This window comes from Humibacillus xanthopallidus, assembly GCF_006716675.1.
Lineage (GTDB): Bacteria > Actinomycetota > Actinomycetes > Actinomycetales > Dermatophilaceae > Humibacillus > Humibacillus xanthopallidus_B.
In genome coordinates, this window is the sequence record NZ_VFPM01000005.1 from 1 (window position 1) to 13,515 (window position 13,515).

Sequence of the window (13,515 nt, forward strand, 5' to 3'; positions counted from 1 at the left end):
GGCCTCACGGCATACGCCTCGCGAAGCGGCGCACGCCGACGCTGCTGATCACCGTCGAGGGCCACGACCCGCAGGACCTGCGCGCGGGGCTCGCCGAGCGCGGCGTCAACGCGCCCGCCGGGCACTTCTACGCGTGGGAGTGCAGCCACCACCTCGGGCTCGGCCCACGGGTGGGCTGCGGAGGGCCTCGCGCCCTACACGAACGTCTCCGACATCGACCGCTCGCCCGCGGGCTCGAGGAGATCTTGCGGGAGCAGCTCGTGAGCCGGCCGGGCGCCTGCCGCAGGGCCCGGGCAGGAGTCGGTCTGGGACTACCCGCGCCCGCCCGCCGTGGAGCCGAGCGACGAGCTCGGTCGAGGTGCCCTCGGGGTGAGTCGTCGCCCGCACCCGGTCGTCGCTGCGCGTCCTCGAGACGAGCCACCCGCCGACACTACTACCTTCCCAGGGCGCCTTTCGTGCCCGGCGCCTCGTTCCCGTCGAGGGCAGCCACGGCGTGGTGCGAGTGGAAGGGACGCGCGGCGTACTTCGACGTCGTCGGTGGTGGGCGGCGGGCTCCTCGGGCCGCGTGGCACTACCCGACACCGGTTGCGGCGTATGCCGTCCTGGCCGGTCACGTCGCCGTCATGCCCGGGCTCGTCGACGCGTGCTTCGTCGACGGCGAGCGGGTCCGGCCGCAGGAGGGCGGCTTCTACGGCGGCTGGATCACCGACCGCGTCGTCGGCCCGTTCAAGGGCGGCCCCGGCTCCTGGGGCTGGTGACACCGGTGGTGCCGCCGGAGCCGCCGGAGCCGCCGGAGCCGCCGCTGGTCGACGGCCCGCTTCGGGCGTCGGTGCGGCTCGCCACGGTCGCGGACTCCTCCACGGTCGGCGGGATGCTGCGCGACTTCAACGACGAGTTCGAGACGTCGGGCCCTACGGCCGCGGAGTTCACGACGCGGTTCCGGTCGCTGCTGATGCGGGACGACGTGCTCGTCCTGCTCGCCGAGGCCGACCTCCACGACGGACCCGTCGGACCCGACGGACCCGACGCGCACCCGATCCCCGTCGGCCTGGCGCTGCTCACCCTTCGACCGACGCCCTACCACGACGGGCCGCTCGCTCAGCTCGAGGAGCTGTACGTGCGACCGACGCTGCGGGACCGGGGGATCGGCACGCTGATCCTCGTCGACGCGCTGCGCAGGGTTAGCGAGCGCGGGGCCGGCGAGATGCACATCAACGTCGACGAGATCGATGTGGACACCCGCCGCTTCTACGAGCGGCATGGCTTCGCCAACATCGAGCCCGGCACCGACTACCGGATGCTCTGCTACGTGCGCGAGCTCTGACCTCGCCGTCAGCGTGGAAGCTGCTCGATGCGGGCCTCGACGAGCGTGCCGTCCCGCACGTCGAGGACGGCGAAGGTGCCTGCCGGCTGACGACGGCGGTCGGTGGGCGAGCCGGGGTTGAGGATGCGCACGCCGTCGCCCGTCTCGTCGAGGGGGATGTGCGAGTGCCCGAAGACGACGAGGTCGGCGGTCGGGAAGCGCCGGCGCAGTCGGGCGGTGCGGCCCTGCCGCTGCCCGCTGTCGTGGATCATGCCGATGCGCAGGCCTGCGAGCTCGAGCTCGAGGGTCTCGGGAGCCCCCCACTCGGCGACCTCGGCGACGTCGTTGTTGCCCATGACGACGTGCAGCGGCGCGAAGCCGGCGAGCAGGTCGAGCACGTCGGGGGTGCACACGTCGCCCGCGTGGAGGATGACGTCGGCGGCGTCGAGCTCGGGCAGCAGGGCCGGCGGGCACGCCCTCCACCGCCGCGGGGCGTGGGTGTCCGACAGGACGAGAACTCTCATGACCGCGCCATGGGCTGATGTCCTGTCTCCGATGCGTCCCGACGAGACGTCGCTCACCGACGCTACCGCCAGCGGTGAGCGCGGCGCGATGATGGTCCGGTGGGTCCGACGGCGGGCCCGGCGACGAGGAGGCACGCTCATGCGCATCGCGGTGCTCGGCACGGGTGGGATCGGCGGCTACTTCGGCGGGCGGCTCGCGGCAGCCGGCCACGAGGTCACGTTCCTCGCGCGCGGGCCGCACCTCGAGGCGATCCGTGACCACGGGCTCGTCGTCACGAGCGTGGCAGGCGACTTCACGGTCGAGCCGGCGCGCGTCACCGACGACCCGGCCTCGATTGGCGAGGTCGACACCGTGCTGCTCGCCGTGAAGACGTGGCAGCTCGCGCCCGTGCTCGAGGTGCTGCCCACCCTCATGGGGTCGGACACGGCGGTTGTCACCACCCAGAACGGCGTCGAGGCCCCCGACCAGGTCGCCGCGGTCGTCGGGCGCGAGGCGGTGCTGCCCGGCATCGCCAAGATCTTCGCCTACATCGACGCACCGGGGCGCATCACCCACGCGGGAGGGCCGGCGTCGCTCGCCTTCGACGAGTGGTCGACCCTGCCCGGGGCCCCCTCGGCACGCGTCACCCGGCTGCGCGAGGCCGTGACGGCATCCGGCGCCGTCTCGCCCGTGCCGGACGACATCTGGGCGGAGCTGTGGTCGAAGATGCTCTTCGTCGTGCCCTTCGGTGGGCTCGGGGCGGCCCTCGACGCGACGATCGGCGAGCTCCGCTCGAACCCGGCTCGTCGAGCCCTGCTGCAGGACGCGATGCGCGAGGTGGAGACGCTGGCCCGGGCCCGCGGCATCCACCTGCCCGAGAAGGTCGTCGCCGGCACGATGGCCTTCGTCGACGACCAGCCCGCCGACGCGACGACCTCGCTGCAGCGCGACCTGCTCGAGGGCAGGCCCTCCGAGCTCGACGCGTGGACCGGGGCGGTCGTGCGACTGGGGGAGGCGTCGGGCGTCGACGTGTAGCTGCACCGTCTCCTCCTCGAGGTGCTGACCTCGCGGCACCCCGGCGCGCTCATCGGCTGACGGTTCGTGCCGGAGGCCCGGTCCGACGTGACAGGACCGTCGGCTAGGTTCTGCTGTCCGTGGAGTGGTTCGACGCAATCGCGGCCCGTGCCCGCCCGGCGTCGGGTGAGGTCGCGCTGAACGCACCCCAGCTGACGATCGTGCTGCTTCTCGCCCTCATCGTCGTCATCACGCCGCCGGTGTGGCAGGTCGTGCGCCTCGGGGTGACCCTCGTGCACGAGCTCGGGCACGCAGGCGTCGGGATCGTCGCCGGCCGACAGTTCACCGGCTTCGTGCTGCGTGGCGACATGTCGGGGCACGCGGTGACGCGCGGTCCCTCCCGCGGGCCCGGGCGCATCGTCTCGACGTGGTCGGGCTACCCGATGCCGGCCCTGCTCGGGGCGGGCGTCGTCTGGGCGGCGCTGCGGGGCTGGTCGGCGCCCGTCATCACCGCCATGATCGTCATCCTCCTCTTCGCGCTCATCCGGGTGCGGTCGGCCCTCACGGTGCTCGTCGTCCTCGCGGCCCTCTCCTGGCTCGGGGCACTCTGGTGGTGGCGCAGCGACACCCTGCAGCCGCAGGTGTTGCTCGGCCTCGGGTGCGTGCTCCTCGTGGGCGCCTGGCGCCACCTGTCGGCCGTGCTCGGCGACCACAGCTCCGGCAGCGACCCGGGGGTGCTCGCGGCCCTCAGCCACCTCCCGCGGGCGGTGTGGAACGCGAGCTTCGTCCTCGTCTGTGCCGCCGCGACCTGGGTCGTCGCCGTCGAGGTGCTGCACGCTCTGCGCTGAGCGGGAATCACTCCCCACGGATGAGGCCCCCGGCGCCGCGGGGAGCCACGCTGGGAGTATGAGCTCCAACGGCGACACCGTCCCGGTCCCCACGACGCCGACCACCACTGCGTCACCTCCGGGCACGCCCGTGCATCCCACGGCAGAGCCGGTCTCGCCCCGCAGACGATGGCTCTCCATCCTCTCGGCGCTCATGATCGTGATCGGCTGCGTGCTCGTGCCGGTGACCGCCACCTCCTTCTGGGTGCGCGACACCGTCACCAACACCGACTCCTACCTCTCCGTCGTCGGTCCACTGGCGAGCGACCCGGAGGTGCAGGCCGCCGTCGAGGTGCAGCTGACGGATCGCATCATGACGGAGCTGTCGAAGCTCGACATCATGGGCTCGCTCACCGATGCGCTCGTGGAGAAGGGGACGCCGCCCCAGCTCGCGCAGGCCCTCAGCCTGCTCCAGTCTCCGATCCAGGACCGCACCGAGGCTCTGGTGCGGCGGATCGTCGACCAGGTCGTGACGAGTGAGGCCTTCGCCAACGTCTGGACGGGCGCGAACCAGGTGGCGCACACCCAGCTCATCCGCCTGCTCGAGGGCGAGACCGCGGTGCTCACCCAGCAGAACAGCGGCGAGCTCGTCGTGGACCTGTCGGCTCTCTCCGCAAAGGTCAAGGTCGCCCTCGAGGACGCCGGCGTGCCGGGCGCGTCCAAGCTCCCGGAGGTCGGCGGCACGATCGTTGTCGGCGACGGCCAGCGCCTCAGCCAGGCCAAGACCACCTACCAGCTCATCAAGGGGTTGCCCTGGGTGCTGCTCGTCGTGAACCTCGGCCTGCTCATCGGTGGAGTCCTGCTCGCGAGTCGCCGCTGGCGCGCGACGATGCTCACCCTCGGCGGCGTCCTCGTGGCAGCACTCCTCACCCTCGTCGCGGTGCGGGTAGGCAGCGACTACGCCATCTCGGGTCTCAATCCGGCCAACCGTGGGGCCGCGGGCTCCGTCGTCACGGCGGTGACGGACCGGCTGCGCGACATCCTGCGCATCATCGGCTGGCTCGCCCTCGCCGCAGTCATCGTGACGGCAGTGACCGGCAGCGGCCCGCGGGCGACGGGCCTGAGGCGATCCGTCGGCGGTACGGCGAGCCGGGCCTGGGGTGCGGCGGTCGCATGGCACCACACCCCGCTCGTCGCGGGGGCCGTGGCTCTCGTCGCGGTCATCGTGCTGCTCGCGGTCGACCTGCCGGTGTGGCTGGCCATCACCCTCGTCGTCGTGACGGTCGTGGCCGGGGTGCTCACCTGGCGGAGCATCCGGCCCGCCGAGGTCGCCGCCTGACGCGGCTACGCGATGGGTTGCGTGGTCGGGGGGTCGCTGACGTCGCGGTGCTGGACGAACTCGACCGGGTTGTCGTCGGGGTCGAGGACGTAGGCGATGCGCAGGCCGCGCACGTCGTGCGGCTCCTGCAGGACACGGGCCCCGATGCGCGTCGCAAGCGCGAAGGCCGCCTCGACGTCGTGGGTCCAGAGCACGATCTCGGCGCCGCGTCCCCGCTCGTCGAGCCGGATGTCGAGATCGTGGTCGCGGCGCCCCGCCTCGGCCGAGCCGACCCCGAGCGTCAGTCCTTCGAGCTTGAGCTCGATGTGTTCGGCCGCACCGAGCATCGGGGTGCGGAAGGACTCGACGAAGCCGAGGTGGGCGTAGAAGGCGGCGGTGCGCTCCACGTCGCGCGAGTAGAGGTTGACCTGAGGAGTCGTGAACACGCCCCCGACCCTACGACGCCGGTTCTCCCGGGCGGGCGAGATGCCTGGGCTCAGTTGAGGTTCATCGGTGGGTGGGGCGGTGGTGACACGGCCCCCAGCGCCGTCGCGAACTCGCACTCGCGCCGCACGAGGGCGAGGCCGAGTCGCAGGCGGGACTCCGTGTCGGTGCTCTCGAGGAGGGACTGCCGGTCGGGCAGGTCGAGCGACACGACCTGCGGGACGGCGTACGACAGCAGCCGGTTGTCCTCGGGGAGCTCCGGCTCGTCCTGCCCGAGGAGGGCGGCGAAGGCGAGCAGCTGCTCCCGCACGCGCTCGGCGAGGGCGGTGACGCGCAGGTCGTCACCCTCGGGCTCGTCGAGCCAGGTGACGTCGCCCGTCACGTAGGGCGTGGTCGCCGCGGGGTCGATGCCGTCGAGGCGGAAGCGGTCGGTGCCGACGGAGACGACGAGGAAGCGCTCGCCCTCGAGGGCCGCGGCCTGGGTCAGCAGGGCCGCACACCCGACGGGGTGCAGCGCCCGGACGCCGTCGTCGCCGACCTCGTAGCCCTCGCGGATCGCGACGACCCCGAAGAGCGGCGAGCGCTCGTCCTGCCCCGCGAGCAGGTCACGGAGCAGGGCGACGTAGCGCGGCTCGAAGATCTGCAGCGGCAGCTGGGCGCCCGGCATGAGGACGGTGCCGAGAGGAAAGAGCGGCAGGGTTGCCATGAGTCCAGCCTAGGTCGCGACGGCGGGCGCGCCAGCCCTGGACGGGCCGCAGGCCGGCGCTGGGCACCGGCGCGTGCGCTCCATCTCGCGTGCTCAGTCCTGGACGGGGCTCGCCATGAACTGGGTGGCGGCGAGCTGGTCCTCGAGGTCGCCGGCCGAGCTCGTCAGCGCCTGCGCGAAGCCGAGCGCGAGCCCCATCGCCTCCTGGTCGCCGAGGCCGAGGCGGACCGCGATGTCGTTGGCGTTGGCCGGGCGCTTCTCCGGGTCCTTCTCTAGGCAGTCGGCGATGAGCTCACGCAGGTCCTGCGGGATCTCGTCAGGGAGTGGCGGCGGCGGCTCGTTGACGTGCGAGAGAGCTGTGGCGATCGGGGTGCCCCGGTCGAAGGGACGCTTGCCCGAGAGCATCTCGTGGCCGACGACGCCGAGGGCATAGAGGTCGCTGGCGCCGGTCGCGGCGTGACCGAGGGCCTGCTCGGGGCTGATGTAGTTGGGCGTGCCGAGCATCTCGCCGTGCTGGGTGTGACCGCTGGCGTCGAGGGCACGCGCGATGCCGAAGTCGGTGAGCTTCACGACGCCGTCGGGTCGCACGAGGATGTTGGCGGGCTTGACGTCGCGGTGCACGACCCGGGCCTCGTGGGCCACCCCGAGCGCGAGGGCGGCCTGCCCGAGGATCGAGCGCACCTCACCCGAGTCGAGCGGGGCGCGCTCGGCGAGGATCTTGGACAGCGGCTCACCGTCGACGAGCTCCTGGACGAGGAACGCGAGCCCGTCGTCCTCGCCGTAGTCGAAGACCGTCGCGATGTTGGTGTGCATGAGCCCTGCCGAGTGCACCGCCTCGTCGCGGAAGCGAAGGGCGAAGAGCCGCTCGTGGTCCGCGTCGGGACGCATGACCTTGACCGCGACACTGCGCTGGAGCACGTCGTCGGTGCCGGCCCAGACGTCAGCCATGCCGCCGGAGGCGATCCGCTTCTCGAGGCGATAGCGGTGGCCGAGCACGAATCCTTCCTGCAAACGGTTCATGTCAGCACCTCGGGCCTTTCGGACAGAAGGTGCACGTCGTTCGACATCTCGGAGGCCTTCGTCAGCAGGAATGGTACGGGACCGCGTGCGGTGGTGGCCGCATCGCGTGGGCGGCACACTCCCGCCCGTGCCCCCGAGGCACGGGCCTCCCATACCCGCCGACGCGGGCCCGCGAACATCTGCCTTGCCGATGGATTGAGTAACGCTCCCAGCCGGACAGTGCGGGTTCAGGCGCGGAGGAGAACTGTCGCGAGGGGGGAACCGTCGCCTCCGCTTCGCTCCGGCTCCTCCCAAATCCACCTGTCCATACGCGATGACGAAGGGCCCCCACGACAGCGCAAAGGGCCCCGGTTCCGTGAACTGGGGCCCCTCGTCATCGCGTGCGCGAGGGGGGATTTGAACCCCCACGCCCTTTCGGACACTGGCACCTGAAGCCAGCGCGTCTGCCGTTCCGCCACTCGCGCGTGACAAGGACACAGTGTGCTGTATGCCGCGCCGGATCGCCAAACCGGGTGGCGCCCCGTGGGCTCGGTCCCGCTCCCACACCACACGGCACGGCGCACCCCAGAGGCGCCGTGCCGTGTGATGTCCCCGTCTGGGTCTCAGCCCTAGGTGAGAGCGGGGGTGTCTGCGGGGCCTTCCTGGGCGGCATACCCCGGTGCGTGCCGCCCACGAGGGCGGTCGCCGAGCGAGAGGGTGGCGAGCAGCCCGAGGACGAGGAAGCCGGCGGCGGTGAAGGCGGCATTCCGCGTCGCGTCGGAGAACGCCTGCTGCGCCACGGGGGCCGCGGCTGCGGTGCGCGGGTCGCCCGACAGCCCCGGGATGGCCCCGCCGGCGCTGTCGACGACGGCGTTGACGATGCCGGTGCGGGCAGCGGGCGGCACCCCGAGGTCCTCGAGGCCGTTCTCCAGGCTCACCGCCGCCGTGGTGAAAAGGACGGTGCCGAGGATGGCGATGCCGAGCGCCGAGCCGATCTGCCGCGCCGTCGACTGCAGGCCGGAGCCCTCGCCGCTGCGCTGGACCGGCACGTCGACGAGCACGACGCCCGTGAGCTGGGCGGTCGCGAGCCCGACGCCGAAGCCGTAGACGAAGAGGCACGGCACGACGGCGAGCCACGACGACGTCGGGCTGATGACGAGGCCGAGGGCCGCGATGCCGACGATCTCGGCCACGATGCCCGCGCGGACCATCGCGGCGGGCTGGAGGTGACGGCTCAGCGCGGCGGAGATCCCGCTGGCGGTGAACGAGCCGATGGCCAGGCCGAGCAGCACGAGACCGGTCTGGAAGGCGGTGTAGCCGAGGACGTTCTGCAGCCACAGCGGCAGCGACAGGACGATGCCGAACTCGCCGAGGCTGACGATGAGCGCGGCGATGTTGCCGTTGCGGAAGGAGTTGATGCCGAACAGGTCGAAGCGGAAGAGGGTCGGCAGTCCCGCGGCGGTGCGTCGCAGGGTGCGCACGACGAAGATGCTCCCCGCGATGAGCGTGATGGCGAAGGCGACCGGCACCGGCGAGATGGCGAAGGGCCACGTCCACGAGCCGAGCTCGAACGGCTTCGTGCTGCTCCACCAGCCGTAGGTGCGCCCCTCGATGAGCCCGAAGGCGAGGGACGCGAAGGTCACCGCCGACAGCAGGGCGCCGACGACGTCGATGCCCCGGTCCTCGTCGGCGCGCGACTCGTCGACGAAGAGGAGGACCCCGGCCACGATGATGAGGCCGATCGGCAGGTTGATGCCGAAGGCCCACCGCCACGAGAAGGAGGTCGTCAGCCACCCTCCGAGCAGCGGTCCGAGGGCGACCATGCCACCGATCGTCGAGCCCCACACGGCGAAGGCGATGCCGCGGTCGCGTCCGGTGAAGCCGACGTTGATGAGCGAGAGCGTCGTCGGCAGGATCATCGCCCCGCCGAAGCCCTGGATGATCCGGGCGCCGATGAGCGCCTCGCCCGAGTTCGCGACGGCGGCGAGCCCGGACGCGACGACGAAGACGACGACGCCGATGAGCAGCATCCGCCGGCGCCCGATGCGGTCGGCGAGCGCACCCCAGATGAGCAGGGTGGCCGCGAAGACGAGCGTGTAGGACTCCTGCACCCACTGCACCTGCGACGAGGTGAGGCCGAGATCGTTGACGATGTTCGGCACGGCCACGTTGACGATCGTCGAGTCGACGATGATGAGAGCGACCGCGATGCTGATGGCGACGAGCCCGTACCAGCGGCGGCGTGAGTTCCCGTCGGACACGATGACCTCGATTCTGCGAGGGCCGGATCGGCGCATCCTGCCTAATAGTTAGACGACCGTAGTATCTGTCACGGCCATACAATCGCCAGATGGAAGGTCCGTCAAGCAGTGGCGCCTCCGGGCGGCCACCGCATGCCCCGGAGACCGTGGCGCTGCGAGACCTCGCCACCGCGGGCTCCGAGGCCAGCACGGCCCTCGCGCGCCGCATGACGATGCACCCCACCGACCTCGCCGCCATGAGCCACATCGCGTATGCCGCCGAGCAGCTCGGGCCCGGAGAGCTGAGCTCGCGCCTCGGCATCACTCCCGCAGCGACGACCGACCTCATCGACCGGCTCGAGGCCGCCGGCCACCTGCTGCGCGAGCGCAACCCGGCAGACCGGCGGCGGGTGCGGCTCGTGCCGACCGAGAGCGCCAAGGCCGCGGTGCGAGGCCAGCTCGCCGACCTGCTCGAGCGGCTCGACGCCGTCTCGGAGGACTTCACCCCGAGCGAGCGCGCCGCCATCCAGCGCTACCTCGAGGCTGCCGCGGCGGCCTACCGTGCCTTCGCGCAGGACTCCTAGCGCGGCGCAGTCGGGCCGCCGTGCGGCTCACCGAGCCGGTAGTCGGCATCGGCGAACACACCACCGAGCAGACGGGGTGAACCGGCCGGACCGCTGCGTTCGATCTCGGCGGCGTGGAGCTCGGCGTCGTCCTGCGGGTCGAAGCCGATGGCGAGCCCCGGAGCCGGGTCGACGTGGCTGCGCGTGTTGCGGGAGACGCCCCACACGACGTGGTGTCCACCGTTTCGCGTCGTCAGCGTGACGAGGACGAGCCGCGCCATATCGGCGGGCGAGAGCCACCAGTGCAGGCCGTAGGCGCCGACGGGGCGAGCGCTGAAGGCCATGATGCGGGCGCTGACCACCGTCATCGCGAAGCGCCCGGCGAAGAGCGCCCCGAGTGCCTCCACCGCCGCCTTGCTCACGCCGTAGTACGTGTCGGGAGCGGGCAGCGGCATCCCGTCGCAGGCTGCGGTCGAGTCAGCAGGCAGGTAGCCCGCCGCGTGCACCGAGCTCGCCAGGAGCAGCCGGTCGACCCCGGCCAGCCGCGCCGCCTCGCACACCGCGCGGGTGCCGTCGACGTTGACGGCGAGCAGGTCGGGCCAGGGACGCTCGTCGGCCAGGGCGCCGAGGTGCACCACGAGGTCAGCGCCGACGAAGGCGGCGACGTGCGCGTCGATGTCACGCAGGTCGGCACGCACCACCCGCTCGCCCGGCGTCACGGCTGACACCTCGGCGGCGTCGCACAGCACGAGGGAGTGCCCGGCCTCGAGCAGCAGGGGCCGGATGGCCGTCGCGATGCGACCGGCGGCGCCGGTCATCGCGATGAGCGACACGACTCTGTCAGAGACCGTCGACGACGACGGCCGCCATCTCCATGCACGCCTCGTGCGTCTTCTTGGCGATCTTGAGCGGGTCGAGGTGCAGGCCCGGAGCGAGCATCGGGTCGTAGGGGATGTCGACGACGGCCCTGACCCACTGCTCGAAGTGCTCGCGGGTGTGCACGCCGGCCCCGACGTCGTTGCCCTTCGCCGAGGTGTGCGAGATGACGCAGACGGCGTTGCGCACGAGGTCGCCCCGCCCCATCGTCACGAGGGCGTCGAGGTTCTTGGCCGCGACGACCGACGTGTCGTCCTTGAGCGAGGTGGCGAAGACGAGCATGTCGGCCCGGGCCGCCGCCGCCAGCCAGTTGGGCGAGAGGCGGTTGTTGCCGGTGTCGATGACGATCATCCGGTAGAACCGCGACAGCTGCGTGTGGAGGTCCTCGAACTCCTGCTCACCGATGATGCGCATCGCCTCGTCGTCGTCGGCCGAGGCGAGCACGTCGAAGCTGAGGCCGCGCTGCTCGCGCACCCAGTGCTCGAGCTCGCTCGTGCCGGCGTTCGGGTCGCGGGCGATCTGCGGGAGCGCCGCGAGCAGGTCGACGACGGTGCGGTGGTGCGGCTGCGAGGGCGCACGCATGCCGAGAGTGCCCTCGGTCTCGTTGTTGTCCCACGCGAGCACCGAGCCGGAGCGGTAGCGGCCGAGGTAGCTCGCGAGCATCATCGTGACGAGCGTCTTGCCACCGCCGCCCTTGGTGTTGATGACCATGATCGTCTTGCGGCCGTTGAGGGGTCGGGCGATGCGGTCGACCCGGTCGCGCTCGAGCAGCTCCTTGACGCTCGGGCCCAGGCCGAAGGCCTTGCGCAGCCCGGAGTTGGCCTTGACCTTCTGCCGCTCGCCCTTGGACCGGGCCGTGATGAGGTCCTCGGCGCTCGGCCGCTCGGAGGTGCCGGCGCGCGACCGCACGGGCGTCAGGTCGTAGCCGGTGTCGGGGTCCGACGGCCCGCGCAGCGCGGTCGACCGCTCGAGCTCGGCAGGGTCGACGTAGCCCTCCTCGACGGCGGCGGCCACGTCTGGGTCGAGGGCCGGGCGGGCGGCATACGCCTGCATCGCGGCGGTGTGGTCGGTGGAGCCGATGGTCGGCGACACGTCGCCCCCGGCGTAGCCCGCCGGCGTCCAGCCGGAGTACTCCTCCTGCGAGGCGTCGGCGACGTCGGCATCGTGCTGCCGCTCGGCCCAGTGGTTCGTGCTCATGACTGTGTCCCCCTCGGTCGAGCCGTCGGACGGCTCCCACGTCTCCCAGCTCGCCGGCGCCGAGGCGCCGTCCAGGCCGTCGTCGGCCGTGGTCCATGTCGCAGCGGCGTCTCCGTGCGAGCCGTTCTGCTCGTACTGGCCGTAGCCGGCGGGGTACTCACCGCCGTACTCGTAGGAGTCGGACCAGTCGGTGCTGTCGACCCCGTCGACAGCGTCGACACCGTCAGCCCCGTTGACGACGCCCGACGCGGGCACACCGTTCGTCGTCTCGTCGGTGTCGCCGCTGATGTGCCACGACGTGTCCTCCCACGTGGACGACCACGGGTCGGCCGGCTCGGCCTCCTCGAGGTGGGTCGGCGCCGGCGCCAGCGGGATCGGCAGTGCGAATCCGCTCGGGATCGAGTTGTTGGCCGGGTATCCGGGCAGCCCCCGGACCTCGTCGCTTCCCGTCTCATCCTTGCTCATCGAGCACTCCTTGCCGTCTGCCGCAGTTCTGCCGCGCCCACCGGGGGCCCGACCTGCGCGGCCACCCGGTGCGGGCACCCCGTGTGATCGTCCCACGACTGCCGCTCGCGGCAAACCCGCTGCCCGTGGCTGTGGACGCCAGGGCGTGACGTCCACAGCCGCGGCACAGCCCGCGCACGTATGCCGTGCTGCGGGCTTGTCGGTGGGGGCTGCAGGGTGCCCCGCCCGTTACGATGAAGCGCTCAGAGGCAGAAGGAGACACCACGGTGGGGATCATCAACCGAGTCGAGCACGGGCTCGCCAAGGCGGTCCACGGTGCCTTCGCCAAGGCGTTCAAGTCCGAGGTCCAGCCGGTCGAGATCGCCTCGGCGATCCGGCGCGCCATGGACGACCGCGCGGCGCTGCTCGGTCACGGGCGGGCCATGGTGCCCAACCTCTACACGATCGAGCTCAGCGAGACGGACTACGAGCGGCTCGGCGACTACGAGGACGAGCTCTCCGAGGACCTCGTCGCCGCGGCCCAGGAGCACGCCGACTCGCAGGGCTACCAGCCGCACGGCCCCCTCGAGGTCAACCTCATCGAGGGCGAAGGGCTCGAGACGGGCGTCTTCCGCGTGCGCCCGGCCACCTCGAAGCGCGGCGGCCAGGACCTCGAGCCGCCCCCAGCCGCCCCGGCCCGCGGCGTGCCGCCGCGCGTGCCCAGCGGCACCGTCGTCGACGAGCGGCCGGTGCCGCCCCGCCCGGCGCCGCGCACCAACCCGTCCTCGCGCCCGTGGCTCGACATCAACGGCGACCGCTACCCGCTGCTCGGCAGCCTGACGACGCTCGGCCGAGACGACTCCGCAGACATCGTCGTCGACGATCCGGGAGTCTCGAGGCGGCACAGCGAGATTCGCGTGACGACCGACGGGCCGCACCTCATCACCTCGATCCGCGACCTCAACTCCACCAACGGCACGTTCGTCAACGGCGACCGCATCTCGAGCCAGCGCCTGCACGACGGTGACCGCGTCACGCTCGGCCGCACCTCGGCGACGTTCCGTGCCGGGCGGCGGTGAC

General features: G+C 72.1%; 13 protein-coding genes, 1 tRNA gene and 1 pseudogene. 7 read left to right on the forward strand and 8 right to left on the reverse strand.

Going from position 1 to position 13,515, the window contains the following annotated elements; genetic code table 11:
* Positions 1-330: 330 nt before the first annotated feature.
* Both FBY41_RS21715 and FBY41_RS21720 read left to right on the forward strand, forming a co-directional pair.
* Positions 331-758: pseudogene (locus FBY41_RS21715) on the forward strand (DUF427 domain-containing protein).
* Between the two features lie 113 nt (positions 759-871).
* On the forward strand, positions 872-1,324 hold the full coding sequence (locus FBY41_RS21720) for a GNAT family N-acetyltransferase (RefSeq protein ID WP_141843287.1): 453 nt from the start codon (positions 872-874) through the stop codon (positions 1,322-1,324).
* A gap of 8 nt (positions 1,325-1,332) precedes the next feature.
* Here FBY41_RS21720 and FBY41_RS21725 read toward each other — a convergent pair whose 3' ends face one another.
* Positions 1,333-1,827: a metallophosphoesterase family protein gene (locus FBY41_RS21725; RefSeq protein WP_141842921.1), complete on the reverse strand. Its 495-nt coding sequence runs from the start codon at positions 1,825-1,827 to the stop codon at positions 1,333-1,335.
* Here FBY41_RS21725 and FBY41_RS21730 point away from each other — a divergent pair.
* The 3 genes from FBY41_RS21730 to FBY41_RS21740 all read left to right on the forward strand — a co-directional run bounded on the left by FBY41_RS21730 (position 1,826) and on the right by FBY41_RS21740 (position 4,987).
* A complete protein-coding gene (locus FBY41_RS21730) occupies positions 1,826-2,842 on the forward strand; it encodes a 2-dehydropantoate 2-reductase (RefSeq protein ID WP_260439623.1) in 1,017 nt (338 codons plus the stop codon). The two genes, FBY41_RS21725 and FBY41_RS21730, sit on opposite strands and share 2 nt — an antisense overlap.
* Positions 2,843-2,961: 119 nt before the next feature.
* Positions 2,962-3,669, forward strand: a complete 708-nt coding sequence (locus FBY41_RS21735; RefSeq protein WP_141842923.1) for a M50 family metallopeptidase — start codon at positions 2,962-2,964, stop codon at positions 3,667-3,669.
* 58 nt (positions 3,670-3,727) lie between these two features.
* On the forward strand, positions 3,728-4,987 hold the full coding sequence (locus FBY41_RS21740; protein WP_141842925.1) for a hypothetical protein: 1,260 nt from the start codon (positions 3,728-3,730) through the stop codon (positions 4,985-4,987).
* A gap of 5 nt (positions 4,988-4,992) precedes the next feature.
* On the opposite strand, the gene FBY41_RS21745 is transcribed toward FBY41_RS21740, so the two are convergent.
* The 5 genes from FBY41_RS21745 to FBY41_RS21765 all read right to left on the reverse strand — a co-directional run bounded on the left by FBY41_RS21745 (position 4,993) and on the right by FBY41_RS21765 (position 9,376).
* Positions 4,993-5,412 (reverse strand): VOC family protein, encoded by a 420-nt coding sequence (locus FBY41_RS21745; protein WP_141842927.1) that lies wholly within the window; start codon positions 5,410-5,412, stop codon positions 4,993-4,995.
* 50 nt (positions 5,413-5,462) lie between these two features.
* A complete protein-coding gene (locus FBY41_RS21750; protein ID WP_141842929.1) occupies positions 5,463-6,116 on the reverse strand; it encodes an LON peptidase substrate-binding domain-containing protein in 654 nt (217 codons plus the stop codon).
* Positions 6,117-6,209: 93 nt separating this feature from the next.
* The gene (locus FBY41_RS21755; protein WP_141842931.1) at positions 6,210-7,136 is read right to left on the reverse strand and encodes a serine/threonine-protein kinase; all 927 of its coding nucleotides are present in this window, start codon (positions 7,134-7,136) and stop codon (positions 6,210-6,212) included.
* A 381-nt stretch (positions 7,137-7,517) separates the two neighbouring features.
* Positions 7,518-7,600, reverse strand: a tRNA-Leu gene (locus FBY41_RS21760).
* A 144-nt stretch (positions 7,601-7,744) separates the two neighbouring features.
* A complete protein-coding gene (locus FBY41_RS21765; protein ID WP_260439968.1) occupies positions 7,745-9,376 on the reverse strand; it encodes a DHA2 family efflux MFS transporter permease subunit in 1,632 nt (543 codons plus the stop codon).
* Between the two features lie 89 nt (positions 9,377-9,465).
* Between FBY41_RS21765 and FBY41_RS21770 the strand changes: the two genes are divergently transcribed.
* Complete coding sequence (locus FBY41_RS21770; protein WP_141847167.1) at positions 9,466-9,939, forward strand: MarR family winged helix-turn-helix transcriptional regulator; 474 nt, start codon at positions 9,466-9,468, stop codon at positions 9,937-9,939.
* On the opposite strand, the gene FBY41_RS21775 is transcribed toward FBY41_RS21770, so the two are convergent.
* On the reverse strand, positions 9,936-10,751 hold the full coding sequence (locus tag FBY41_RS21775; protein WP_141847169.1) for an NAD-dependent epimerase/dehydratase family protein: 816 nt from the start codon (positions 10,749-10,751) through the stop codon (positions 9,936-9,938). The two genes, FBY41_RS21770 and FBY41_RS21775, sit on opposite strands and share 4 nt — an antisense overlap.
* A gap of 7 nt (positions 10,752-10,758) precedes the next feature.
* Positions 10,759-12,456 carry a MinD/ParA family ATP-binding protein gene (locus FBY41_RS21780; RefSeq protein ID WP_141847171.1) on the reverse strand — a complete coding sequence of 566 codons (1,698 nt, stop codon included), beginning with the start codon at positions 12,454-12,456 and terminating at the stop codon, positions 10,759-10,761.
* 266 nt (positions 12,457-12,722) lie between these two features.
* Between FBY41_RS21780 and FBY41_RS21785 the strand changes: the two genes are divergently transcribed.
* The gene (locus FBY41_RS21785) at positions 12,723-13,514 is read left to right on the forward strand and encodes an FhaA domain-containing protein (protein ID WP_141847173.1); all 792 of its coding nucleotides are present in this window, start codon (positions 12,723-12,725) and stop codon (positions 13,512-13,514) included.
* Position 13,515: the final 1 nt, after the last annotated feature.